The organism is Candidatus Blochmannia americanus (nom. nud.) (genome assembly GCF_059934915.1).
On the sequence record NZ_CP011792.1, the window covers coordinates 376,863 to 403,818 of the forward strand.

Sequence of the window (26,956 nt, forward strand, 5' to 3'; positions counted from 1 at the left end):
TATTTTTTGAAGACATAAGAGTATATTTGATATATTACTTATGTGTAATAACAATTATTTTAGATTATCTAAAAAATGAGATTTATAAAATTTTATTTATAGAATATGGATAAAATATTAAATCAAAAATTATTATTAAGTATATTTTTTTCATTATAACATAATATGAGTGATAACAGTTCAAAGCTTGATCTTGATGAAATAATATAATTTTTTTTATATATTAATTCTATTTGAGATAGTAAACCTACTGCTTGGTTTAATTGGTATAGACTAAGTCGTTTTACCGCTTTAGAAAGTAACATGCAATGATATTTTTTGTAGATTTTATATTGTTTTAATAAATTAAATAATGATTTTCCTTGTGCCATATTATATTTTATGTTAGTTATCATTAGTACTTCGGATCTAATTTTTCGTAATAATATTTCTAAATCAACACCTGTATGTTCTAGTTGTTTCAAAATACGGTCAGCACGTTGTCTGTTTCCTATTAAAATTGCTTCTATCCAATGATAGATATTAAAACATGCTGAATCAGTCACTATTTTTTTGACACGTAAAAAATTTAAATTTCCATCAGGATAGATTAAAGATAAATTTTGTAATATTTGATTTAATAATGTTAAATTGCCTTCATAATAATAACATAATAGCTGACAAGCTAAATTTTCTATAACAAGATTCATATGTTTAGCTTTATTTTCTATCCATGCTATTAAGCGTGTGTGTGTAGGAGTATTGCAATTAACGAATATTCCTATATTACTAAAATGTTTCAACCAAATATAAATATTGTTTTTATTTATTTGATTTGATTCACAAATGTATAAAATTAATATTAGATCATCATAAAGCAGTGAGAATAATGAAGGCACGTTTTTCGTAAAATAAGCAATAGGATAGTTTTTAGGAAACCTTAATGACAATATTTTTTGTTTTGCAAATAAGCTTGAAATTTTAAATAAATTAAATATATCTTTCCAGTCAGAATATGTATCTAATTCTAGATTAACAGATTCGTTAAAGTTTAGCATTTTAGCTCTATTCATAATGTTCAGATAACTATCTTGCAAAAGATAAGAATCATTTCCTAATAATAAATAAACAGATTTTAGTTCTTTTTTTAATTCTGTATGCAGCTGTTCTGGGTATATCCAAATCATGATATATTTTAATGATAAAATGGGAGGTTTATGTTAAATATAAAAAATAATTTTTTATAATATATTTTAATTAAAAATCTTCATATTGCAAAAATAATTGATACATAAGTTGGTGAGCTGCATCTCGATACATTTCGTTACGCATATTATTTTCTTGTGTATCATTGAATAAAGCTTTTTCGGGATTTCTTATAAAAGAACGATGCACATGAATATTAATGGGACAACAACTTTTATTTGGTATGAACAAATTAGTTTTCATATATAATATTAATTGATACTCAGCTTCTTTTCCGTTCTGAAAGACAGAAGCGGTTATGTGTTTTTCCGAAGCGCTGATGATCTGTAAAACAGGGATTTGTATCTCTCTTTTACATGAATTATCATCCACATTTAAATCATTAAAAATATCAATATGATTTGCATACAACTCATGTATTATAGCTTGAGTTATTGAGCCAAATGGATCATAACTACATAATGCTATAGATTTTATATCATTAGTTGTTCGTAATTTTTTCTCTGTTATATCTGTATATAATTGATAATTACAATTTGTAAAGATAAACATAGTTACAATTATTAAAAAAAAATATTTTTTTGTATCAGAAATATCCAACATTTATTTTGTGATGATATTGATCACTTTATTTGGAATGTAAATTATATTGCTTATTTTTTTTCCAATTAAATATTTATTTAAAATTCCCTCTTTTTCTAATAATTTATAAACTATATTTTTTTCACTATTTAATGGGGCAAAAATTTTATGTCGCATCTTCCCGTTAATTTGCGCTAGGACAAGCGTTTTTTTGCATTGTATTGCTTGTGTATCTACAGTAGGCCATATTACATTATCAATATCTTTTGAACCCCCTAAAGCTTTCCATAAAATAAAGCTAATATGCGGAGTAAACGGATATAGTAATCGTACTATTACTAATAAAGCTTCTTGTAACACTGCCCTATCTTGCGTGCTTTTTTTAGGAGCATTGTATAATGTATTGACTAATTTCATAATAGCAGCTAAAGCAGTGTTGAATGCTTGTCTACGATCAATGTCATCAGTAACTTTTTCTATAGTTTTATGTATATTATATCGAAGAAGTTTTTGTGTGTGATTAAGCATGAAAACACGTAATGTATCCACAGGTCCATTTTGGGTGTGTTGATATACTAAGTTCCAAACACGTCTAAGAAAACGCTGAGCGCCTTCTAGGCCAGATGTTTTCCATTCTAATGTTGCTTCAATCGGAGCAGCAAACATTATAAAAAAACGCACTGCATCTGCTCCATATTTTTTAATAATTATATTTGGATCAATCCCATTATTTTTTGATTTTGACATTTTACACATTCCGGCATAAATTAAATCATGTCCATTTTTATCAGTAGCTTTCACAATGTGCCCCATCCTATCGCGTTTTATTTCAACATCAGTTGGATCTACCCACATACGTTGATTGTTAGGAGATAGGTAATAAAAAGAATCTGTTAAAACCATGCCTTGGCATAATAAACGTATTGTAGGTTCATCAGAGTTGACTAGTCCCTCATCACGCATTAGTTTGTGATAAAAACGAAAATATAATAAATGCATGATGGCATGTTCGATTCCACCTATATATTGATCAATTGGTAACCAATAATTAGCTGCATGCTTATTTAACATGGCCTCATCATAATGAGGGCAAGTATAACGAGCGTAATACCAAGAAGATTCCATAAAAGTATCAAAAGTATCAGTATCACGAATAGCTTTTTCCCCTTTATAAGTGGTTTGCATCCAATTAGGATACATTTTTAAAGAACTATTAACATATTCACCACTGTTATTCTGTATGGTTGGTATATTTGTTGGAAGAATTACAGGTATTTGATCCAAAGGTACTGGCTTGACTACGTTGTGTTGTAATGTTACCATAGGAATTGGAACCCCCCAATAGCGTTGACGCGAAATACACCAGTCTTTTAAGCGATAATTTATTTTGTATTGAGCTACTCCGCGTGTAATTAATACCTTAGCTATAGCATTAGATGCCATGCAAGAACTCAAACCATCAAATTCATCAGAGTTAAATAATATTCCACCATGAGTGGTCATTGCTTTCATCACAACTCTTGATTCGGTTTCGTCCAGATTCTTTATAACAGGTTTTATTGGTAGATTATATTTACGAGCAAATTCCCAATCTTGTTGATTATGAGCCGGAACTGATATAGCCGCTCCTATTCCATCAGATTCCATAGGTATTACAAAATTAGCGACCCAAATTGGCAATTTACTATTAGTAATCGGATGTATGGCATAAGTATTAGTCGGTCTTCCTCTTTTTTCAATACATAAAATGTTATTTTTGTTTAATTTAGTATAGCAATTATTATATTTTTGTATAAAATCAGCTAAATTTAGATCGATTTCTGCTGATTTTAATGCTATTGGATGATCCATAGATACTACTAAATAAGTAATTCCCATAAAAATATCTAATCGTGTTACATATATCATTAATGTATCATTGGAATTTTCAATTTTAAAAGTAACATTCACACCTTTTGAACGTCCGATCCAATTGCGTTGCATGATTTTTACTTGTTCAGGCCAATGTTTTAATTGATCTAATCCATATAATAATTGATCTGCATAATTAGTAATTTTTATAAACCATTGAGGAATTTTTTTATATTTTATACGAGTATGACAACGCCAACAGCAATTGTTAATAACTTGCTCATTAGCTAAAACTGTTTTATGATATGAGCACCAATTTACTGATGCAGTTTTTTTATATACTAAACCTTTTTTATATAATATGGTAAAAAACCATTGTTCCCATCGATAGTATTGTGACTGACAAGTTATAATTTCTCTACTCCAATCATAAGCAAAACCTAATGATTTTAATTGGGTTTTCATATAATTGATGTTGGATCGTGTCCAGGTTGCAGGGTCTGTATTATTTGTAATTGCAGCGTGTTCTGCAGGTAATCCAAAAGCATCCCAACCTATAGGTTGTAGTACATTTTTCCCAAGCATACGTTGGTATCGTGAAATTACATCTCCAATTGTGTAATTACGCACATGCCCCATATGCAAATTTCCAGATGGATATGGAATCATAGATAAGCAATAATATTTTTCTTTATTACTATCTTCTGTTACTGAAAAAGTTTTATTTTTATACCAATATTTTTGAATAATGCTTTCAATTTCGTTTGGATAATATGATTTATTCATAATAATTTCACGATTAAAATAAAAATCATTAATTAGTAATTTAAAAACTTTAGTTAATTATAAATATCAATGTTTTTTTAAATAAAATTATTTTTATAAAAAATAAAATCATCAATTATGAAATAGCACACGTATATTATTAATAATACTTAATTAATTTTTTATTGTTTTTTTAATAAGATACACGATTTCTATTCACTGAATAACATGAGTATAACATATAATGTTAAAGATTGTGTGTAATTGAATTTCAAGTATTTTGAGGATGAATAAAAATTTTTATAAATTATATATAATTTTTGCATTTGAAAATTAAAATAACATATGTAGCAATACCCCAAAACAACCAATATCCAAATTTCGCATATGGTGTCAAACCTGTTGTTGGAATAACTTTTTCACTAAGTACTGCAGAAATAAATTGAGGCAATTGCGCTTGCAGAGAACCATCTGCGTTAACAATTGCAGTAATTCCGTTATTAGTGCTGCATAATAAAGGCCTGCCTAATTCCAAAGCCCGCATACGAGCCATTTGAAAATATTGCCATGGTCCGATGGAGCGACCAAACCATGCATTATTTGCGACAGTTAATAAAAAATCAGTATCAGGTTTAAAATTATCACGTATTTGTTTACCGAAAATTATTTCGTAACAAATAGCAGCAGTCATTTTTATGCACGACGCAGTCAATTGTGGTTGAAAGTAACAACCTTTTTGCATAAAAGGTACAGGCAGATTAAAAAAATTCAACAGTGGTTTAAAAAATTCTTGAAATGGAAACCTTTCGGAATATAGTACTAAATGGTGTTTATCATACCGATTATAATTTGGATATTTATAAGGTTCAGATTCTCCAATTACTATAACACTGTTATAGTAATGATAATAATCTTTAGCATAACGTATTCCAATAATACCAGTGATCAAATTCGTTTGATATTTTCTGAATTGATGATCTAGTAATGTTAAAATATCATTATAATCCATTTCATTTCCTGGAATGGCTGATTCTGGCCAAATAATTATTTTAGTTTTCCCAAGCAAGGGAAAGGTATGATTTATATATGTCTGTAGTATTTTTTTTACATAATTAGGGTTCCATTTGATATGTTGATCAATATTACCTTGTACTAAAGAGACATGAACAGCGCGTTGTGGTTGAAAATAATACCATTGTATCCATGTTAAAGGCCATAAGAATAATAGTATTCCTAAGGATACGATAGTTGATGACAGTTGTACCCTTTTAATTGATACAGCTAATAATCCACTAATTAAGATAAGAATAAATGTAATACCTTCTACTCCAAAAATAGGGGCGATCCCTTTGAGGGGGCCATCGATTTGACTATACCCAAATTGCAACCATGGAAATCCGGTGAAGATATATCCTCTGATATAATCGATAATTAACCATAATACTGGCGCAATACCTACCGCAAACCATATAGTTGTATATGATTGAAGTATCGCTAATAAACCAGAAAATAATACAGGAAATAATATTAAATATAATACTAAAAAAATAATCAATGAAATGTTGATATAACTATGTATATTACTAAATTGATCTATACTGATATAGATCCATTGTAATCCACTACCAAAAAATCCAACCCCCCAAAAAAATGTATGGCATACAGCCTGTTTCCATGTAGAATCTAAAATTGTCTTCAATAAAATAGTTAAGGAAATAATACTAGCTGGCCAAAAATTATATGGAGAAAACCCTAAAATACCGAATGCTCCAGATAATAATAATACTATGAAAGACCAAAAATATTGTTTACATATATAATATGTATTAATAATAACACTCATATCTGCAGATTATTTTTTTCAGGTATATATAATGAATTTTTAGGAATTTGCACAAGTAATTGTATAATACGGTGATTATCTGTAAGTATAACTTTAAATTTATAACCTAGAATATCGATAGATTCTCCATTTACAGGCAAATGCCCAAGAGATTGCATAATAAATCCACCAATAGTATCTATTTCTTCATTATAAAAACAGGTATTAAACATTTGATTAAAATCTATAACAGGAGTTAATGCGTTAACAATAAAAGTATGTTGACTTATTCGACAAATATTACAACTATCTTTGTTATCATATTCATCTTCAATTTCACCAACAATTAATTCTAATATGTCTTCAATGGTAATTAACCCAGACATTCCTCCAAATTCATCTATCACAATAGCCATGTGACAGCGTTGTAGACGGAATTCTTGCAACATTCTATCAACGCCTTTATGCTCCGGTACTACCATTGCTGGACGTAAAATTTTATCAATGCTACATAACTGAGATTTTTTTAATATAAATGGTAATAAATCTTTCGCAATTAAAACACCTTTAATTTTATCTTGATTGCCATGTAATACTGGGAATCGAGAATGAGCAGATTCTATAATAATATTAAGTTGTTCATCCCAAGACTGAGTATTTTTTAAAAAAGTAATTTGTGCTCTAGGAACCATAACATCTCTAACTTTTTGATCAACAATATCCATAACTCCTTCTAACATATCCCGAGTATCTGAATCTATCAAAGAATTTTGTTCAAAATCACGTATTAAATTTAATAAGTCATTACGATTTTTAGGGCTACTATGAAAGAGATGATGCAATATGAAAGTAAAAAAACTTTTTTTACGAATAGAATTAACATCCTCCTCTGAATTATTATCACTCATAATATTATTTATTATATCTCATAGAGATTTGCATTATCTATGCGCAATGTAACAACACGTTCCATATCCGCATTGTTGAAGTATACTTATTTCTACTCGTTTCATTAACATGGCTTCTTTATTGAGAATATGATCATATCCTAACAAGTGCAATGAACCATGGATTATCATATGAGCCCAATGTGATTCAGAAGGTACATTTTTTTGTGTAGATTCATATTCTATAACTTGGCGGCAAAGTACTATGTCCCCAAGCAATGATGATTTAATTCCTAATGGTGGTATAAAAGGAAACGATAAAACATTAGTGGGGCAATTTTTTTTTAAATAATACCAATTTAAATAACGCATTTCTTTTACATCTACTATGCGGATGGTTAATTCTATTTTTTTTTTATATACAGAAAATATACTACACACCCACGACTGCAACATTTTTCGATTAGGCAATCCGTGTGCATTTTTACATGCTAATTGTAAATCAATAATCATATGATTATTTTTCATCAATTAATCCTGTTTATAATGATAATTATTATCGTTACTATTTTTTTCTTTATGATTTGATTGATAATTATGTTTATATTGATCCTGATATATATTTAAAAGATTTTTATCTGTATCCCATGCTTCGTAAGCATCTATTATGCGACTTACTATTGCATGACGTACCGAATCTTCTTTAGTAAAAAAATTAAAACTAATATCTTTGATCACAGGTAATACTTTAAGGGCATGTGTTAATCCAGATACTTGATTAGGCGGTAAATCGATTTGGGTAATATCTCCAGTAATAATTACTGTAGAACGAAATCCAGTACGTGTTAAAAACATCTTCATTTGAGTAATAGTCGTATTTTGACTTTCATCAAGAATAATGATAGAATCTTCTAGTGTGCGTCCGCGCATATAAGCTAATGGAGCTACTTCTATTATGTTTTTTTGTATCAATTGCTCTACTTTTTCATGCCCAAGTATGTTAAATAAGGCGTCATATAATGGGCGTACATAAGGATCAGATTTCTGATTAAGATCGCCCGGTAAAAAACCCAATTTCTCTCCAGCTTCAATAGCTGGGCGAGTTAAAACAATATGTTTATTTTTTTGACGTTCTAACAAATCTATTGCAGCAGCTATTGCTAGATATGTTTTTCCAGTTCCTGAAGGTCCAATTCCAAAAGTGATATCATGATTGAAAATATTAAAAATATATTGTGCTTGATTTTCTGTGCGAGGTTTTATTGTTCCATGTTTTGTTTCAATTTGTATACTAGTATTACAAATATTTTTTGTGTATCTTGATTGGTTTTGCGAAATTTGGATTTGTTTAATTTTTAAATATACCTGCTCTGGATTAATGTCATGAATCGTGCCGCATTCAGTTTTTGTATCTGAATATAAAGATATCAAAGCGTTAGTAGCAGTATTCACAGATAATGATGTTCCAATTAACTTAAAAAAATTATCTCGTCTGTTGATAGTAATGCCCAATTGAGATTCTAATTGTTTTAAATTATCGTCGAAAGGCCCGCATAGACTTATTAAACGTTTATTATTTGCTGGTTTTAATTTAATTTTTTTAGTTTCTAAATTCAAATATACCTCTAATAACTTGGAAGAAAAATAGTCAATAATATCTTTACATTTCAGTAAATAATGGTGCTAAAATTTAAATATGATTTTTTTAAAATAAACAACATTTGCACTTATAGTCTTAACAATTCAAAATATCCGATTTTTTTTAAGCGTATGTTTTAAATTTTTAAAAAAATAATAAAATAAAATATTTTGATATGATAAATTCAACAATTAATAAAAATTAATTAAGTTGTTGATATAATCACATAATATATTTGAGGTTAAAACATATACAATCATATGTCAAGGGCATATGATTGCAATTAAATCCATAAATTTTTTTAATATTTGTTAAAACATATAATTTTTTATATGTTATATGTTTATTTTTAATGATTAATATTTACTTACATGAGATTTTCTCATTATTAAAATTAATGCGCGTATGTAGAACAACCTTTATTTTGAATTATAAAATATTATGAATAAATTATTTTGTGACGTATTAATATTTGGCGCTGGTATAATAGGCTCGTCTTTAGCATTACGTCTTTCTCAATCTGGGATTAAAGTAATCATAGTAGATCATAAATATCCTATTCCAATTAAAAAAAAACCGCATATTCGAGTAGCCGCGATTAATTATGCGTCGGTAGAATTTCTGAAACAAATTAATATATGGAAAAAAATTCCTTCTAATTTTTGTGTTCCATATCATCAGTTAGAAGTATGGGAGTGGCAATCATCAAAAGTAATTTTTCATGCCATATCTGTAGGTGTATCTAAAATGGGGTGCATTATCGAAAATAACCGTTTACAAACAATACTGTGGGAAAATTTCGTGCACCTTAAAACAATAACATTATATTGTCCGTCTATGTTTATCTCCATACATTATGATAATTTCTCTTGGCGATGCATTCTTGATAATGGCGTTGTAGTTATTAGTCGTTTATTAATAGGCGCTGATGGGATTTATTCTCAGATCCGAAAAAAATTAGGAATCGGAGTAATGGGTTGGAAATATCATCAATGCTGTATGTTGCTCACTATTAAAACAGAAAAATGCAAAGACGGAACAATTTGGCAAATATTTACCCCTTATGGCCCTGTAGGTTTTATACCTCTATATAATCATTGGGGATCATTAATGTGGTACAACACTCCTGATCGTGTTCAAAGGTTAAAACGACTACCTACAGCAATGCTAGAAAAAGAAATTGAAAATAATTTTCGACAACAATTAGGGCAAGTTAGGCTGCATAATATGGATGTAATTCCATTGATTCGTCAATGTGCTTACAGCTATATAACCCCAGGAGGAGCATTAGTTGGTGATGCTGCGCATTCCTTGCATCCTTTAGCAGGGCAAGGAATAAATCTAGGACTTCGTGATGTTATCAGCTTATCGCGATTATTGATTAATTCACGCGTTTTTGATGAACATTCGAGTATTTCAGAAGTTTTAATCTCCTATCAAAATAGTCGTAAGTATGATTCTTTTCTAATGCAATCATGCATAGATTGGTTATATATTATCTTCCATAATAATTATTTACCACTAAAGATAGCAAGAAATATTGCATTTATGGCGATTGAGCGTTCTTGTTATTTAAAAAAACAGATCCTAAAATATGCTTTAGGTATATATAGATAACATTGATATTCAATATGATCTTTATATCGTCATTATGCGTTGTTAAATATAGTGCGTATATTTAATGTATTGTTAAATTTAATTACTAAATAAATATTTATATTTGTATTGCTATCTTAGTGTAACTATAAAGGTAAAAGATTGTTTTTTTTATTTATAACTTATATGATTAATCAATCATCTCTAATTTCTATTAGAAATAAATCGTTTTCATTTCAAATACAAAACCCACCTCATATTTGTTGATTAATTTTTATAATAATTTAATCAGATCATTACCTACTGGGGCACCAGGATTCGAACCTGGGAATGGCGGGATCAAAACCCGCTGCCTTACCGTTTGGCTATGCCCCATTATTATCATGAAATATATTCACTTATACTTTAATTCGTTATATTTGTGTGTTTATGTGCTATCTAACAAATAACATACGGGAGGCGAGATTTGAACTCGCATACCTCTCAGTATCAGATCCTAATTCTGATGCGTCTGCCTATTTCGCCACTCCCGCGTGCTATTTGATTGATTATATAAATAGCTACGACGGGATTTGAACCTGTGACCTCAGCATTATGAGTGCTGCGCTCTAACCGCCTGAGCTACGTAGCCAATATTTGTATGTGTGATATGCTCCAGTTATACGTCTAAATAGATAAACTTATTGTTGCATTATGCAGCAATTATCAGATATCCGTCAACTTTCTTTTATGTTTATCTAAATAGATAATTTTTTTAATTATTGTACAGCCTTATGATTTTTATTTTTACAATGTAAAATTGTATAATTTATTTTTTGTAATCGTACCTATATATGCAATCGCAATCTGATGGATCACAAATAAAAATAAGAATCGGGACTGCCATAACATGTATTATGGCAACTATTTTATATAACAATCTAATTTTATTTAAATACAATAAAGTAACAGTCAACTGTAGTAATTAAAACTAAAATTTCCGTTTAATATGAAAATACTTATTAATACAATGAAGCATGTAATTACGATAAATATTTATTTTATAGTATGTTTATTTTTAATATAGATAAATTATACAAATGATGTATTAATTATTTTCCCATTGACAATGGTTTTTTTTATTTGATAATTTTTATCAAAAACAGTCAAATTTGCAATTTTATTTATTTCTAAACTACCTAAGTAATGGGCTACTCCTATAGCTTTCGCTGGATATAAGGTAGCCATGCGTATAGCTTCATCTAATGGTATGCTGGCGTGTTGAACGCTATTTTTTATCGCTTGTATCATTGTTAAAGTCGATCCACCAAGCACACCTTTACTGTCTACACATTTATGGTTTCGATGATATATCGTTTTATTAGAAAAAACAAAATGATATATCATCTTATTAGATCCTGCAGGACTAGTAGCATCAGTTACTAAAATTAAATGATCCCTTTTAATCTTTTTAGCATATCTGATATTAGCCCAATGCACATGAAAACCATCTGCTATAATACTACAATATATTTCTGGTGCATCAAAAATAGCCCCAATAACACCAGGTTCACGAGCAGTTAATGGAGGCATGGCATTAAATAAATGAGTTCCAAAACTAACACCATATGAAAAACTAAATTGTGTTTGTTTATAAGTAGCATTAGAATGTCCAATTGCAATATAAATCCCTGATTCTTGTAAGTTTTTAATAAACGTCATATCTAACTGTTCAGGGGCAAGAGTTATTTTTTTGATAATGTCACTATTATCACATAGATAATTTATCAATTCTTTTGTTGGTAAACGAATCAATACAGGGTTATGTATACCCTTTTTTATAGGATTTAGAAATGGTCCTTCTAGATGTAATCCTAAAGCTTTATTTTTATTTTTAGATAAAAAAATTCGCATGATTTCGATAGCTCGTTGCATTAAAGTATCACTACTAGTAATTAATGTTGGAAGAAAACTAGTGCAACCTGAAAGTTGATTGGTTACCTGCATTGTATTTAATGTACGTATCGATATATCATTGATACGATCATTGAATTGCACGCCTCCACATCCGTTAACTTGTAAATCTATAAATCCAGGTGTTAATAAACATCCTGATAGATCGTATACATCTATATTTTTAGGTAATTTATTAATCAAGCAAATGGATTTGATAATATTATTAGAGACTATAAGTGCGTGATTATGAAGAATTTCCTTGCCAGTATATATTGTACTATTAATTAAAGCATACATATTTTAAAGTATTACACTGTGACTTCATGATTATTTATTTCTAATTCTTGAAAATACCTAACTGTTTTTGTTTTTAACTCCATAGTTGATAACTCATCACATATTAATATCGATTTAGGATGCAACTGCAAACAACTAATGGCCCACATGTGATTAACGCTACCTTCAACTGCTGCCCGTACTGCTACTGCTTTATCTCGTCCAGTTGCTATTATTATGATTTCTCGTGATTCCAATAATGTAGCGATCCCGATAGTTAATGCAGATTTAGGGACAGAATCAATATTATTATCAAAAAATTTAGCATTCGATACGCGAGTTTCTTTACTTAAGTTTTGAATTCTGGTGCGAGATGCTAAAGAAGAACCAGGCTCATTAAAAGCAAGGTGCCCATCACTGCCAACTCCCCCTATTAACAAATGCATACCTCCATATAATTTTATTTTTTCTTCATATCGTTTACATTCATCTTCAACATTATTGGTATTCCCATGTAAAACGTAAACATTTTCTTTAGGGATATCAACATGATTAATAAAATTTGTATGTATAAAAGCATGATAACTTTTTGGATTTTCAGAAGATAAACCTAAATATTCATCCATAGTAAATATTACTACATATTTAAAACTTACTTGACTAGAATGATACATTGCTATAATATTCTCATAAGTTTTTATCGGAGTTTTACCTGTGGGTAGGCCTAGAACAAATGGGTTATCAATAGTAGGGTGGAAAGAATTAATACGGTAAACAACGTAATGCGCGACCCATTGAGCAATTTGATCGGAGGTGTTTAAAAAAATAACTCTCATATGGGATCCTTGTCTAATTAGATGAAAATAAATCTACTAACAGCGTTATAAAACTAAGTAAAATACTGAATGATTATACACATATACTTAGTGATATGTGTAATTTAATATTTTTCTCAAAAGTTAAACATAAAAAGTGTCCGAGCGTATCATTGTAAATAATGGTAAATTACTGCTAGAGAATTGCATTTCCACTACGAAATATTTAACCGATATAAATCGGTAATTATAAAATAATACATATACGACTACAAATTAATTTGTTACAATTTTCTTCTAACCTTCTAAATACAATGTTTTATATTTATAAAAACATGCGATATGTTGAATTTTAATATAATTGTAAATACTATGCTATAACCATTGCGTTTAATCAATATTTATATTTATTTACATAAAAACATTATTTTATCAAAAATAAAAAAATTAAAACGGGGCACATTATATCAGATGTAGTATAGTTTACAACAACAAATTAAGATTTATATATTTTTAAATCTTCATATATATATAACATTATAATTCCTATGGTTCTAAAATATGACATATTTCGTATATATAATATATATGCTATGTTTTTTATAAAAACACATCTTAATTATAAAAAAAGTTTATTGTTATTTTGATTTATATTGTGTTTATTATCGCATAATATATGTTATTTAAAATAATAATTACTACAATGTTACATATTTTGAACATTGTTTAGTATTATAATATTAACATATTATGAAATAGCGCATGATAATTTCAAAATAAGTTGATATTTTTAAAATTTGTTTATATTTATTATGCCATGATTACAGCATGGTATTATCATTTCAATAATAGGAATGTAATATCTACATATTCATAATGATTATATGTATTTATATAAAGGATAAATAAATGAAGGTTCCTATGAATTATCGACTTAATTTTATTCATCATATTATTAATAAAGATTTAGAATCAAGAAAATATACTGATGTGCGCACACGATTTCCTCCAGAACCTAATGGATATTTACATATCGGGCACGCTAAAGCTATTTGTCTTAATTTTAGTATTGCTCAATACTATCATGGTCAATGTAATTTACGGTTTGATGATACCAATCCAGAAAAAGAACATACAGAATATGTAGAGGCTATTAAGTATGATATCCAATGGCTTGGTTTTATGTGGCATGGAGATGTGCGTTATTCATCGGATTATGTTGAAGAATTGTATAATTATGCTATTGAATTGATTAAAAAGGGATTAGCATACGTAGATGAATTATCCATAGATGAGATTAGAAAATATCGTGGTACATTAACACATCCTGGAAAAAACAGTCCCTATCGATCTCGCAGTATTAAAGAAAATTTAATTTATTTTTATAAAATGCGAGATGGGGGCTTTTCAGAAGGCGGTGCTTGTTTACGTGCTAAAATTAATATGTCTTCTTCTTCCATAATAATGAGAGATCCAGTATTATACCGTATTAAATATACCCCGCATCATCGTATTGGAAAGAATTGGTGTATTTATCCAACATATGATTTTTGCCATTGTATTTCAGATGCAATAGAAGGTGTTACTCATTCCTTATGTACTTTAGAATTTCAAGATAATCGTGTTTTATATAATTGGATATTGAATAATATTGATATAAATACGCATCCTACTCAATACGAGTTTTCTCGTCTTAATTTAGAATATGTAATTACATCTAAGCGTAAACTTAATATATTAGTTACAAAAAATATAGTTGATGGATGGGACGATCCTCGTATGCCCACTATTTCTGGGTTACGACGTAGAGGATATACGGCCAGATCAATTCGTGAGTTTTGTCGTCGTATTAGCATCAGTAAACAAGAAAGTCAAATAAAATTGTCACTTTTAGAATCATGTATTCGTGAAGATTTAAATAAACATGCACCACGACTTATGGCTGTAATTAATCCGATAAAAATTATTATTAACAATTTACCTGAAGGATATGAGGAAAAAATTGAAATGCCGAATCATCCACATAACTCTGATATGGGAGTTCGTCATGTAATTTTTAGTCAAGAAATTTTTATTGATCGTTTTGATTTTTGTGAAATATTAAATGATAATAATGAATATCATAAATTAACCGTAGGAAAAGAGATACGACTAAGATATGCTTATGTCATAAAAGCAAAAAATATTGAAAAAGATAGTAACGGGAATATCATTTGTATTCATTGTAGTTATGATCCATATACTTTACATAAAAATCCGATAGATGGAAGAAAAATTAACGGAGTTATCCATTGGGTGTCAGCTACAAGAAATATAGCTGCTGAATTCCGTTTATATGATAAATTGTTTACCCATCCTAATCCTTTTATTACAGATAATTTGTTAGATAATGTTAATCCTAGATCTCTAATAACTTATCAAGGCGTTGTTGAAGAGAGCATCATTCGATCTTATAATCTTGGTCCCTATCAAATTGAACGAGAAGGATATTTCATTATAGATAATCACCATTCTAAAAAATCTTGTGTAATATTTAACAGAACAGTAACTCTAAAAAAAAATCTAAACACTACTAAATAAACAAATGTACATTACTATAAAAGTTATTTTTTTAATGATCCTTTTTAGTGGTTACATCATAAAAAATTGGGGGTATGCAATGCAAACTTATTCACACACCACCATATATGGTGGTTTTTTAGAGTTAATTTGTAATAATCTTCATCGTTTTTATGGCTCATAGGAGCAATAACAGTATTATTTTAATTATTATTAATTAATATTCATCTCATTACGAATTTGGTTAACCCAATGCTGGACACGAGTTGCAGTCATTTCAGGTTGACGATCTTCATCGATAGCTAATCCTACAAACTTATCTGTGCCAATTAAACTTTTTGACGTATCAAAATGATAACCAGATGCAGACCATAATCCTGCAACAACAGCTCCATTTTTTAAAATAATATCATATAAGATACTCATTGCATCACAAAAATATTCTGCATAATCTTCTTGATCTCCACAACCAAATATTGCTACCTTTTTACCAGAGAAATTGATATTTCTCAATATAGGTAAAAAAGCATCCCAATCACATTGTGGTTCTCCGTAATACCAGGTAGGAATTCCAAATAATAAATTATCATAACTTTCTACATCTTCTTTAGAACTCGTAGCTATATCGAAAACATCTGCAATACTCTGTCCTAATTGCGTTCGAATCATTTTAGCAAGTTTTTCAGTATTACCTGTATCACTGCTAAAAAAAATACCCACTAACGCTGCTTTCATAGTATCGTAACCTTACATTTATATCACAAAAATTATATTTTGTTGATAACAAAATATATCCAATTTCACATTATTATCATTGTGTAATACTATCACAATTTTTTATTGTAGCATTGATACAATGCCTAATCAATTCGATAATCGTTAATATTATTCGTTTAAAATAACATAAACTGTTAAAGAAAAGATACAATAAGAAACTTATAATATATGTTGATCGAAATTAATATATGATAAATTCATTAATTACGCTTAATACATATCTAGCATTATCCCAATGTACCCAATGCCCTGCATTAGGTACAATACGAATGTATGCTTTAGGAAATTGATGATAGATATCATGTAAATAACGATCATCAAGATATGAAGATAATGCCCCCTTAATAAATAATGCCGGACCCCACCAGGTTTGATATGTGTCCCAATCACTGATATGAATATAATTACTTCTAATAGAAGAAAAGTTAAAAATCCAAGATCCTTGACGAAAGGATTTTAATAAAAACAATATTAATGGGTAATTAATACAACATTGCTGCATAAGATGTACAGCTTCGCTTCTATTTTTTACTCCAGATGTATTAACACGTTCAATTGCTCGAAAAACATTATCATGATTATGTATATTATATTGTGTTGGAGCCATATCAATAACTATTATTTTCTTTATACGCTGAGCTGCTAGCATGCATAATTTCATTGCAACTTTACCGCCCATTGAATAACCAATAACTATACATTTTTTTATTAATAATTGATCTAGCAAATCTAAAATGTCTTTAGCCATTGCAGAATAAGTCATACAGCACTCATGAGGGGAACGACCATGATTACGTAAATCAACTTGCACGACGCAGCAATATTGTATTAAACTTTCAGCAATTATTCCAAGATTACTAAGATCACCAAAAAGTCCATGTATTATTATTACCGGAATTCTTTGGCATGTAGAATTAGATATTCGTAATCTATAATTAAGCTGCATATAACATATTACTCTATGACATAGAAATGATATTTCAAAGAAATTAATGCGATGTAATTATCAAGATATATTTTAGTATATCTCTGTATAGCAAAGACACAAAAAAAATCAATACATCAGTAGATTTGACAAATAGGTATCATAATATTTTTAAATTGTACAGAATAATTAGTTTAGGAGGGCTTTATATGAAAAATCATGTTCGTTCTGGCCAAGTTGCATCACAGAATGAAATTATTGATATATCTCGATTAATAACACAATATTATACTTTATCCCCAGATCCAAGTAGTAATGCTCATAATGTTGTATTTGGTACGTCAGGTCATCGTGGTAGTTCTCAGAGATATAGTTTCAACGAAGCGCATGTATTAGCAATTAGTCAAGCAATTGCACAAGTGCGAGCACAACAAGGCATAACTGGTCCATGTTATATCGGAAAAGATACACATGTACTTTCTGAACCAGCGTTCAGATCTGTACTTGAAGTATTAGCGGCTAATTTTGTTGATGTTATTGTTCAAAAAAACAATGGTTATACTCCAACTCCTGTTATTTCTCATGCTATAACTCAGTATAATAAAAATCATCATGATAATCATTCAAAAAAAGCTGATGGTATCGTCATCACATCTTCTCATAATCCACCTGAAGATGGTGGAATAAAATATAATTCAATATATGGAGGTCCAGCTTCTATTAATACAACTTGTGCAATTGAACAAACCGCTAATAAATTTTTAGCCAATAATTTAAAAAATGTACATCGCATGACGTTAAATAACGCGTGGAAAAGTGGTTATATACATACGCAAGATTTTATTCAAAATTATGTAAAAAAATTATCTACAATAATTGATATGCAAGCCATAAAAACATCTGGTTTAAAACTAAAAGTACATCCTTTGAGTGGCTCAAGTATAGATTATTGGCAAAATATTGCTCAATGTTATCAATTAGATTTGAATTTAATCAGTGAAGAAATTGATAAAACTTTTAGTTTTATACACCTTGATTATGATGGGTGTATCCGAATAGATTGCTCTTCTGAATTCGCAATGACCGGAATATTAAAATCATATGATCATTGTGATTTACTGTTAGTTAATGACCCGGATTGTGATAGACATGGAATTATTACCCCTGTTGGGTTAATAAAACCTAATCATTATCTTATAATAGCAACGAATTATCTTTTTAACAATCGCCCGTTATGGCGTAATCGTTCACTATCTATAGGAAAAACTTATGTGTCTAGTATTATGATAAATCGTGTAGCATACAATCTCAATCGTCATTTATCAGAAGTACCAGTAGGTTTTAAATGGTTTGTGCAAGGATTATTTAATAGTCGTTTTGGTTTTGCAGGAGAAGAAAGCGCAGGAGCATCTTTTTTAGATTTTTATTGTTCTCCATGGTCTACTGATAAAGATGGTTTGATTATGTGTCTATTAGCAGCTGAAATAATTGCTACTAGTAATCAATCGTTACAACAGTATTATGACCGATTACTTCAAAATTTGAATATATCTAGTTATCATCGTATTCAATTACCTATTAATTACACACAAAAATCCCTTATTTCCAATACATTGTTTAATAAGATTAGTATGACAGAATTAGCAGATGATCCTATTATTGGAATATTAAATATGGTTCCATTAAGAGATCAAATATTTATGGATGATATAAAAATCATCACACCCAATGGGTGGGTCGCGTGTCGTTTATCAGGTACTGAGCTAGTATATAAAATTTATTGCGAAAGCTTTTTAAATCTTACTCATAGAAAAAAAATTGAAAAGGAAATAATAGGTATCATCAACGCTATAATAAAGACATCTTAACGCAAAAATATGTAATAATAAATGACAGCCGGGGATTGTCAAATCGTTACACTTATGAGTCTTTATGATCATTTCACAGAACTTTATATGCAATTTATTTCATATACATGAATAAAAATTCATTCTTTATTATATATATTGTTATGTATGAGATGGTATGTATTTATATTTTTTTATGATGCTCGTGATTATGAAATGAAATTTATATTTATTGTTCTGGAGTGGAAATTTGATTATATTACTATAAGTACTACTTATTAACATAAGTAATATATTAATATTGTATAATAGATTGTATGTATTAAAGAATACTAAAGTCATGTTTTTAACATATAACTTTTTAACTCATACTTTGATGGGAGTATAGCTTTTTTATTGTTATATATATATTTGCCCTTGTAACAATCGTTGTTTTACAAATAAAAAATTTTTTTAAATCTGTAAAAAAGTACATATATAACATTAAAAATCGCAAATAAAACATCCAAAATCTCTTTTTTACTTGTTTCTTATTAAAGTAAATAGATTAATTTTCAGCAAGAAGTAAAATATTGATTTTTTAAAAAAGAATATGTTTAAAATACAAAATTCTTATTATTTAAATATCATACTTTTCGTTGATAGTATGATATTTAAATAATATTTTCAGTTGCAATGATAATTAAATTAATTGATAAAAGGTTAATAGTATTAATTCAACTAACGCCAGGATAACGTAAAAATGTAGAAAATTTCAATAATTTGATATTAATATATCATTAATATGCGTTCATTATTTTTCATATTATTTTGTGTATGATAAAAACAAAACTTTATAATTTAACCTGTCTCATAATTGCTTAAATATGTTTTTCTGAAAAATTATAAACACTGAATCAATTTCAAATTTTATCATATTATTAAATTGTTAATAATATGCAGGATGCGGTATTACATATAATTTAATCATTTGTTATAATATTAATAGAATTAACGTAATTTGAATATATCAAATACAACAAATTATTTTTGTATGATGAATTATCTTGTGTTTATGATGTTTTTAAGACGTACAACACATTATTTGCAAACATATGTTTACTATTATGTAACTTAAGAGTGTTTATATGATCAAAGAAAATAACAGACCAATATATTTAAATATTAAAGCTATGCGATTTCCTATTACTGCTATTGCTTCTATTTTACATAGAATATCCGGAATTTTATTATTCATAACGATTGGCCCGATTCTTTGGGTATTAAAACTGTCTTTATCTTCCAATAATGAATTTTGTAAAATTCGTAGTTTTTTATTAATGAATCATTATATTTTCCAGTTTTTGTTTTGGATGATCACAATTATACTTAGTTATCATATAGTTGCTGGTATCCGTCAGATTTTAATGGATTTTGGGTGTATAAGCCAAACGTTACTAATAGGAAAAATTAGTGCAAAAGTTGTATTTATGTTGATTATTTTATTGTCTGTTTTCAGTGGAATTTTAATATGGTATCCATTAAATCAATCTTGAAATATCATGGAGTATATGAATGGTTGCTGGTGCGAGTTTCTGCTATTTGGATGCTGATATACATCATATATATCTCTATTTTTATTATTTTTGATAACGCCTTGTCTTATGATAAATGGTATGATTTTTTTAGTAATAAAGTTACTAAAATATTTAGCATCATAGCTCTATTGTCTGCTTTAAGTCATACTTGGATAGGAGTTAGACACGTATTGGAAGATTATATAAAACTACCTGCATTGAAGCAATTTGGCATATGGATAGTTGGTCTCACATTATTCATATATTTATTGTTCGGAATGATTATTATTTGGAGTGTATAGATGTATCATATACCAGTTAAGGAATTTTTTTCTGTTGTTATTGGAGCTGGCGGCGCGGGTATGCGCGTTGCACTGCAGGTTTCTAAAATGGGGTTTTCTTGCGCCTTAATATCTAAAGTTTTTCCTACTCGCTCACATACAGTATCTGCTCAAGGAGGGATTACGGTTGCTCTTGGCAATAATCATGAAGATGATTGGCAATGGCATATGTATGATACTGTAAAAGGATCTGATTACATAGGAGACCAAGATGCTATCGAATACATGTGTAAAACAGGGCCTAAAGCAGTGTTAGAATTAGAACATATGGGGTTACCATTTTCTAGGTTAAAAAATGGTCGAATTTATCAACGTCCATTTGGAGGACAAACTTTATATTATGGAAAAAAACAAGCGGCACGTACTGCTGCAGCCGCTGATCGTACCGGACATGCGTTGTTACATACTTTATACCAACAAAACTTAAGACATAAAACAACTATATTTTCAGAATGGTATGCATTAGATTTAGTAAAAAATCAAGACGGAAGGATACTTGGTTGTATTGCTTTTTCTATTGAAACAGGAGAATTAATATATTTTAAAGCACGTGCTACAGTGCTTGCAACTGGAGGAGGAGGACGTATTTTTCAATCTACTACTAATGCTCATATAAATACCGGTGATGGCATTGGTATGGCGTTACGTGCGGGTATTCCTGCCCAAGATATGGAAATGTGGCAATTTCATCCTACCGGTATAGCTGGTATTGGAATTTTAGTAAGCGAAGGATGTCGTGGAGAAGGAGGATATCTTTTAAATATTACAGGAGAAAGATTTATGGAACGATATGCTCCTAATGCAAAAGATTTAGCTGGGCGGGATGTAGTAGCTCGAGCAATTATGCTAGAAATTCAAGAAGGTCGAGGTTATTCAGGTGCATGTGGTCCACATGTTAAACTAAAGATAGATCATTTAGGAAAAGAGTTATTAGAGTTACGATTACCTGGTATTATAGAATTAGTACGTACTTTTTCTCATATAGATCCTATAAAAGAGTTAATTCCAGTATTTCCTACCTGTCATTATATGATGGGCGGTATTCCAACAACAGTACATGGAGAAGTAATTATCGTACATAATGGAGGCGTAGAGAAGACAGTGCCCGGTTTATTTGCAGTTGGAGAAACTGCTTGTGTATCAGTACACGGAGCTAATCGGCTTGGTGGAAATTCTTTATTAGATTTAATCGTATTTGGTCGTGCTATAGGAGCATATATACCAACGTATTTATCAGAAGAAGAATGGCCGGTTCGTGGTCCTAGTGATTCTGATATAGAAATATCATTAGCCCGTTATATTCGATGGAATAATAATAAATCGGGCGCAAAAGAAGATCCAGCTATAATACGTCAGGATTTGCAATTGTGTATGCAAAATAATTTTTCTGTTTTTAGAGAAGAGCAAAAAATGTTAAAAGGATTGAAAGAACTCAAAGAAATACGTAAACGATTAAATTACGCTACTTTGTCAGATAAATCTCGTATCTTTAATACACAACGCATTGAATGTTTAGAATTAGATAATTTATTAGAAACTGCTTATGTCACAGCTATGGCTGCTATTTTTAGAACTGAAAGCAGAGGAGCTCACAGCCGTTATGATTTTCCCATTCGTGACGATAAAAATTGGTTATGCCATACTCTTTATTTGCCAAAAAATGACATTATGATTCGTCGTAATATAAATATGGAGCCAAAATCCCGTCCTCCTTTTCCTCCAAAAACTCGTGTATATTAAAAAAATGAGGTTTTAAGTATGCAAATTAAATTTTCTATTTATCGTTATCATCCTGAAGTTGATAAAAATTCTTGTATGAAAAATTATACACTTAATCTATCACATCTAAAACATGCGACATTATTAGATGCTTTAATTAAATTAAAAGAACAAGATCCAACTTTAACATTTCGGCGTTCCTGTAGAGAAGGAGTATGTGGTTCTGACGGAATGAACATAAATGGGAAAAATAGCTTAGCATGTATTACTTCATTAACAGATTTATATGATAACAATCATCAGAATGTAATAGTAGTACGACCATTGCCTGGATTTCCAATAATCCGTGATTTAGTAGTAGATATGAGTCAATTTTATCTTCAGTATGAAAAGATACAGCCGTTTTTAATGAATAACTATACTAATCAATCATCTCATCAGTTGCCTCATGAATATTTACAATCTCCAGAAGAACGCGCTAAATTAGATGGATCCTATGAATGCATATTATGTGCATGTTGCTCTAGTTCTTGTCCTTCTTTTTGGTGGAATCCGGATAAATTTATTGGTCCTGCTGGATTGTTGACTTTATATCGTTTTTTAATGGACAGTCGTGATACTAAGAATCAAGAGCGACTGAAGAATTTACAAGATTCTTTTAGTATTTTTCGTTGTCATAATATTATGAATTGCGTTAGTGTATGTCCTAAGAAATTAAATCCAGCTAAAGCTATAGGTCATATTAAGCGAATATTAGCAAAAGATGTCATAGGTATACATAATATTTAAGATAAAAGCCATAATTTTTGGAAATATAATTTGAAATAATATACAAACAACAGAACAGATTGATGAAATTTTAGTATATGTTTATGTATGACTATAATAGTTGATAAAATTAGAAATTAATTATTTACAATATAGTAAAAATATTGAATTAGTTATTTAGGATTGGTTATTTAAAAAAAATTAAATGTAATAAAATACAAGGATTTCATAATGTATAGTGATACACTGAAAAATTGGTTAAATTCTTCTTATTTAGTAAAAAATAATCAAACTTATGTAGAACAAATTTATAAGGATTTTTTAAAAAATCCTAATGCTATAGATCCGAGTTGGATTGAAGTTTTTAAACAATTATCTTTAAAAAAAAATCATGAACATCAATCTTCTGATGATTTTAAAAATAGTGTGTACTCTCCTCAGTTAACACACAACATCAGACTTAATACGTCATATGTAGATACTGAAATTTACAGTCATGTTGTTTATATACAGATATTGCAATTAATAAATTCTTTCAGAGCATATGGGCATCAGCATGCAACATTAGATCCTTTGCAGCTATGGAAGAGCCATACATCTAAAAATTGTCTTTTAGACTTAGAGAGTTATAACTTTACTTTGCAAAATTTCAAAAAAAAATTTGATGTGGTTTGTTTTGGAATAAATAAAGAATCAATGACCTTATTGGAAATATATGAATTTCTTAAAAAAACTTACTGCGGGCCCATAGGTATTGAATACCTGCACATTCTTGATATAAATACAATGCTGTGGATTCAAAACAATTTTGAATCCACAGCAGGAGTGTTTAATCTTAATTCTGAAGAGAAGAAACAGTGTCTTCAAGAAATAGTAGCAGCAGAAGGGATAGAACGCTATTTAGGGACAAAATTTCCAGGGGTTAAGAGATTTTCATTAGAAGGCAGTGATGTTTTAATTCCTATGTTAAAAGAAATTATACGTTATTCCGTGAATCATCATAATATTAAAGAAATATTTTTAGGCATGGCCCACCGAGGGCGGTTAAATGTTTTAATTAATATTTTAGGTAAAAACCCTCAAGATTTATTTAACGAATTTTCTAATAAGCACCATATCCCCTGTGGTAGTGGCGATGTAAAATATCATCAGGGATTTTATTCAGATGTTTCAATTAATGGAAAGATCATACATTTATCTTTGTTATGCAATCCTTCTCATCTCGAAATCGTCAGTCCGGTAGTCATGGGATGTGCTCGAGCTCGGATTGATCAATTGTTAAAAAAAACGATTCATCATGATGAAAAAGAATGTAATGTAGTACTCCCAATCATAATACACGGAGATGCAGCAATTAGCGCACAAGGAATCGTTCAAGAAACTTTTAATATGTCCAAAACTCATGCTTATGATGTAGGAGGTACAGTTCATATTGTTATTAATAATCAAGTAGGATTTACAACATCTAATATTTACGATATGCGATCTACGCGATATTGTACAGATATTGCAAAAATGATACAAGCTCCTATATTCCATGTTAACGCAGATAACGTAGACGCAGTAGTTTATGTTACTCGCATCGCATTAAATTTTCGAAGAACGTTTAAACGTGATGTAATAATTGATTTGATATGTTACCGTAGACATGGACACAATGAAGCCGATGAACCGAGTGTCACTCAGCCTCTGATGTATAAAAAAATTCGTAATCATCCAACATTACTAAATATTTATTCTAATATTTTAAGTGATAATGATATTGTAAGTACAGATGAAAATTATAAAATGATTAATACATATCGTGAAAAATTAGATAAAGAATGTTGTATTCTACATACGTGGCAACCAGTTCATATTCGATCCGACTTACATACAAATAAACTACATGAAAATAAAAATGCTCTGCATTTTAATACAATCAATATTCAATACTTAAAAGATCTAGCTTTTCGTATCAATGATATTCCATCAAGCATCACTATGCATTCTAGAGTAAAAAAAATTTACCGTGAAAGAATAGAAATGGCTTTAGGCAATAAATTATTTGATTGGGGAGCAGCAGAGGTGCTAGCATACGCGACTTTGTTAGATCAAGGAATTTCTATCCGTTTGTCTGGAGAAGATTCTGCAAGAGGAACATTTTTCCATAGACATGCTGTGATATATGATCAAGATAATGGCAGGAAATATACTCCTTTAACACATCTTAATACAAAAGAAAATGAACAAGGGTCTTTTTTTATCTGGGATTCGGTATTATCTGAAGAAGCAGCTTTAGCGTTTGAATATGGTTATGCAACTTTAGCAAAAAATATGTTAGTTATCTGGGAAGGACAATTTGGAGATTTTTCTAATGGCGCTCAAATTGTTATTGACCAATTCATTAGTTCTAGTGAACAAAAATGGGGCCAATTGTGCGGTTTGGTAATGCTTTTGCCTCATGGATATGAGGGGCAAGGACCGGAACATTCTTCTTCTCGCATAGAACGATATCTACAATTATGTGCTGAACAGAATATACACGTCTGTATACCTTCTACCCCGGGCCAGATATACCATATATTACGTCAGCAAGGAATATGTAACGTTGATGTTAAAAAACCATTAGTTATTATATCACCAAAATCTTTATTAAGACATCCTATGGTAACTAGTTCATTAGAAAATTTAGTATATGGATCATTCGAAGTCGTGTTAAATGAAATAGACGATAATATTATTTCCAGTCAAATCAATCGTGTGATAGTATGTTCTGGAAAGGTATATTATGACTTGTTAAGTCAACGACGTAAAAATAAACAGTATAATATAGCCATTATTCGTATTGAGCAATTATATCCTTTTCCTTATGCAAGTATACAGGCCATTTTCGTTTCTTATTCGAATGTACAAGATTTTGTTTGGTGTCAAGAGGAGCCTAAAAATCAAGGAGCTTGGTATTACATCCAACATTGTTTTCATAATATAATACCTGAAAATATTACATTAAATTATATAGGACGTCCTGATTCTGCTGCACCTGCGGTAGGATATTTTTCAGTACATCAACAACAACAAAAAAAATTAATTGACGATGCATTAAATCTAAATTAGTTTTTTTTAAAAAAA

The 26,956-nt window shown here is 29.4% G+C and carries 19 protein-coding genes and 3 tRNA genes; 8 read left to right on the forward strand and 14 right to left on the reverse strand.

The features are described 5' to 3' along the window. Nucleotides 1–122: 122 nt before the first annotated feature. The 7 genes from holA to Bamer462_RS01635 form a co-directional block, all read right to left on the reverse strand. Nucleotides 123–1,166, reverse strand: a complete 1,044-nt coding sequence (holA, locus tag Bamer462_RS01605) for a DNA polymerase III subunit delta (RefSeq protein ID WP_500837953.1) — start codon at nt 1,164–1,166, stop codon at nt 123–125. A 70-nt stretch (nt 1,167–1,236) separates the two neighbouring features. Further along, nucleotides 1,237–1,737: an LPS-assembly lipoprotein LptE gene (locus Bamer462_RS01610; protein WP_500837954.1), complete on the reverse strand. Its 501-nt coding sequence runs from the start codon at nt 1,735–1,737 to the stop codon at nt 1,237–1,239. A 51-nt stretch (nt 1,738–1,788) separates the two neighbouring features. Beyond that, nucleotides 1,789–4,404 (reverse strand): leucine--tRNA ligase, encoded by a 2,616-nt coding sequence (leuS, locus tag Bamer462_RS01615; protein WP_500837955.1) that lies wholly within the window; start codon nt 4,402–4,404, stop codon nt 1,789–1,791. Between the two features lie 286 nt (nt 4,405–4,690). After that, nucleotides 4,691–6,226, reverse strand: a complete 1,536-nt coding sequence (gene lnt / locus Bamer462_RS01620; RefSeq protein WP_500837956.1) for an apolipoprotein N-acyltransferase — start codon at nt 6,224–6,226, stop codon at nt 4,691–4,693. Further along, nucleotides 6,223–7,113, reverse strand: a complete 891-nt coding sequence (gene corC, locus Bamer462_RS01625; RefSeq protein WP_500837957.1) for a CNNM family magnesium/cobalt transport protein CorC — start codon at nt 7,111–7,113, stop codon at nt 6,223–6,225. Before corC ends, lnt begins: the two co-directional genes overlap by 4 nt. A gap of 33 nt (nt 7,114–7,146) precedes the next feature. After that, on the reverse strand, nt 7,147–7,620 hold the full coding sequence (ybeY, locus tag Bamer462_RS01630) for an rRNA maturation RNase YbeY (protein ID WP_500837958.1): 474 nt from the start codon (nt 7,618–7,620) through the stop codon (nt 7,147–7,149). Nucleotides 7,621–7,623: 3 nt separating this feature from the next. Beyond that, complete coding sequence (locus tag Bamer462_RS01635) at nt 7,624–8,709, reverse strand: PhoH family protein (RefSeq protein ID WP_500837959.1); 1,086 nt, start codon at nt 8,707–8,709, stop codon at nt 7,624–7,626. A gap of 463 nt (nt 8,710–9,172) precedes the next feature. Between Bamer462_RS01635 and Bamer462_RS01640 the strand changes: the two genes are divergently transcribed. Further along, nucleotides 9,173–10,348, forward strand: coding sequence for an FAD-dependent monooxygenase (locus Bamer462_RS01640; RefSeq protein WP_500837960.1), 1,176 nt, complete (start codon nt 9,173–9,175; stop codon nt 10,346–10,348). Between the two features lie 282 nt (nt 10,349–10,630). On the opposite strand, the gene Bamer462_RS01645 is transcribed toward Bamer462_RS01640, so the two are convergent. The 5 genes from Bamer462_RS01645 to nagB form a co-directional block, all read right to left on the reverse strand. Continuing rightward, nucleotides 10,631–10,702 (reverse strand) — tRNA-Gln (locus Bamer462_RS01645). Between the two features lie 76 nt (nt 10,703–10,778). Next, nucleotides 10,779–10,860 (reverse strand) — tRNA-Leu (locus Bamer462_RS01650). A gap of 24 nt (nt 10,861–10,884) precedes the next feature. Further along, nucleotides 10,885–10,958, reverse strand: a tRNA-Met gene (locus Bamer462_RS01655). 440 nt (nt 10,959–11,398) lie between these two features. Then, nucleotides 11,399–12,559, reverse strand: a complete 1,161-nt coding sequence (gene nagA / locus Bamer462_RS01660) for an N-acetylglucosamine-6-phosphate deacetylase (RefSeq protein ID WP_500837961.1) — start codon at nt 12,557–12,559, stop codon at nt 11,399–11,401. 11 nt (nt 12,560–12,570) lie between these two features. Next, nucleotides 12,571–13,374, reverse strand: coding sequence for a glucosamine-6-phosphate deaminase (nagB, locus tag Bamer462_RS01665; RefSeq protein ID WP_500837962.1), 804 nt, complete (start codon nt 13,372–13,374; stop codon nt 12,571–12,573). An 888-nt stretch (nt 13,375–14,262) separates the two neighbouring features. Here nagB and glnS point away from each other — a divergent pair. Beyond that, nucleotides 14,263–15,933, forward strand: a complete 1,671-nt coding sequence (gene glnS, locus Bamer462_RS01670; protein WP_500837963.1) for a glutamine--tRNA ligase — start codon at nt 14,263–14,265, stop codon at nt 15,931–15,933. A gap of 192 nt (nt 15,934–16,125) precedes the next feature. Here glnS and fldA read toward each other — a convergent pair whose 3' ends face one another. Together fldA and Bamer462_RS01680 are read right to left on the reverse strand one after the other, a co-directional pair. Next, nucleotides 16,126–16,647 (reverse strand): flavodoxin FldA, encoded by a 522-nt coding sequence (fldA, locus tag Bamer462_RS01675; protein ID WP_500837964.1) that lies wholly within the window; start codon nt 16,645–16,647, stop codon nt 16,126–16,128. A 223-nt stretch (nt 16,648–16,870) separates the two neighbouring features. Then, nucleotides 16,871–17,635: an alpha/beta fold hydrolase gene (locus tag Bamer462_RS01680; RefSeq protein WP_500837965.1), complete on the reverse strand. Its 765-nt coding sequence runs from the start codon at nt 17,633–17,635 to the stop codon at nt 16,871–16,873. Nucleotides 17,636–17,823: 188 nt separating this feature from the next. Between Bamer462_RS01680 and Bamer462_RS01685 the strand changes: the two genes are divergently transcribed. The 6 genes from Bamer462_RS01685 to Bamer462_RS01710 all read left to right on the forward strand — a co-directional run bounded on the left by Bamer462_RS01685 (nt 17,824) and on the right by Bamer462_RS01710 (nt 26,941). Next, a complete protein-coding gene (locus Bamer462_RS01685; protein ID WP_500837966.1) occupies nt 17,824–19,482 on the forward strand; it encodes a phosphohexomutase domain-containing protein in 1,659 nt (552 codons plus the stop codon). Nucleotides 19,483–20,588: 1,106 nt separating this feature from the next. Next, a complete protein-coding gene (gene sdhC, locus Bamer462_RS01690) occupies nt 20,589–20,996 on the forward strand; it encodes a succinate dehydrogenase, cytochrome b556 subunit (RefSeq protein WP_500837409.1) in 408 nt (135 codons plus the stop codon). After that, a complete protein-coding gene (gene sdhD / locus Bamer462_RS01695; protein ID WP_500837410.1) occupies nt 20,972–21,319 on the forward strand; it encodes a succinate dehydrogenase, hydrophobic membrane anchor protein in 348 nt (115 codons plus the stop codon). Before sdhC ends, sdhD begins: the two co-directional genes overlap by 25 nt. After that, nucleotides 21,320–23,098: a succinate dehydrogenase flavoprotein subunit gene (gene sdhA, locus Bamer462_RS01700; protein ID WP_500837411.1), complete on the forward strand. Its 1,779-nt coding sequence runs from the start codon at nt 21,320–21,322 to the stop codon at nt 23,096–23,098. Nucleotides 23,099–23,116: 18 nt separating this feature from the next. Continuing rightward, nucleotides 23,117–23,866, forward strand: a complete 750-nt coding sequence (locus tag Bamer462_RS01705; RefSeq protein WP_500837412.1) for a succinate dehydrogenase iron-sulfur subunit — start codon at nt 23,117–23,119, stop codon at nt 23,864–23,866. Nucleotides 23,867–24,076: 210 nt separating this feature from the next. Next, on the forward strand, nt 24,077–26,941 hold the full coding sequence (locus Bamer462_RS01710; RefSeq protein WP_500837413.1) for a 2-oxoglutarate dehydrogenase E1 component: 2,865 nt from the start codon (nt 24,077–24,079) through the stop codon (nt 26,939–26,941). The last annotated feature ends 15 nt before the right edge of the window (nt 26,942–26,956 follow it).

Coding starts and splice junctions, on each gene's coding strand:
- holA (WP_500837953.1), bottom strand. CDS start 1,166: ATGATTTGGATATACCCAGAACAGCTGCATACAGAATTAAAAAAAGAA.
- Bamer462_RS01610 (WP_500837954.1), bottom strand. CDS start 1,737: ATGTTTATCTTTACAAATTGTAATTATCAATTATATACAGATATAACA.
- leuS (WP_500837955.1), bottom strand. CDS start 4,404: ATGAATAAATCATATTATCCAAACGAAATTGAAAGCATTATTCAAAAA.
- lnt (WP_500837956.1), bottom strand. CDS start 6,226: ATGAGTGTTATTATTAATACATATTATATATGTAAACAATATTTTTGG.
- corC (WP_500837957.1), bottom strand. CDS start 7,113: ATGAGTGATAATAATTCAGAGGAGGATGTTAATTCTATTCGTAAAAAA.
- ybeY (WP_500837958.1), bottom strand. CDS start 7,620: ATGAAAAATAATCATATGATTATTGATTTACAATTAGCATGTAAAAAT.
- Bamer462_RS01640 (WP_500837960.1), top strand. CDS start 9,173: ATGAATAAATTATTTTGTGACGTATTAATATTTGGCGCTGGTATAATA.
- nagA (WP_500837961.1), bottom strand. CDS start 12,559: ATGTATGCTTTAATTAATAGTACAATATATACTGGCAAGGAAATTCTT.
- nagB (WP_500837962.1), bottom strand. CDS start 13,374: ATGAGAGTTATTTTTTTAAACACCTCCGATCAAATTGCTCAATGGGTC.
- glnS (WP_500837963.1), top strand. CDS start 14,263: ATGAAGGTTCCTATGAATTATCGACTTAATTTTATTCATCATATTATT.
- fldA (WP_500837964.1), bottom strand. CDS start 16,647: ATGAAAGCAGCGTTAGTGGGTATTTTTTTTAGCAGTGATACAGGTAAT.
- Bamer462_RS01680 (WP_500837965.1), bottom strand. CDS start 17,635: ATGCAGCTTAATTATAGATTACGAATATCTAATTCTACATGCCAAAGA.
- Bamer462_RS01685 (WP_500837966.1), top strand. CDS start 17,824: ATGAAAAATCATGTTCGTTCTGGCCAAGTTGCATCACAGAATGAAATT.
- sdhC (WP_500837409.1), top strand. CDS start 20,589: ATGATCAAAGAAAATAACAGACCAATATATTTAAATATTAAAGCTATG.
- sdhD (WP_500837410.1), top strand. CDS start 20,972: ATGGTATCCATTAAATCAATCTTGAAATATCATGGAGTATATGAATGG.
- sdhA (WP_500837411.1), top strand. CDS start 21,320: ATGTATCATATACCAGTTAAGGAATTTTTTTCTGTTGTTATTGGAGCT.
- Bamer462_RS01705 (WP_500837412.1), top strand. CDS start 23,117: ATGCAAATTAAATTTTCTATTTATCGTTATCATCCTGAAGTTGATAAA.
- Bamer462_RS01710 (WP_500837413.1), top strand. CDS start 24,077: ATGTATAGTGATACACTGAAAAATTGGTTAAATTCTTCTTATTTAGTA.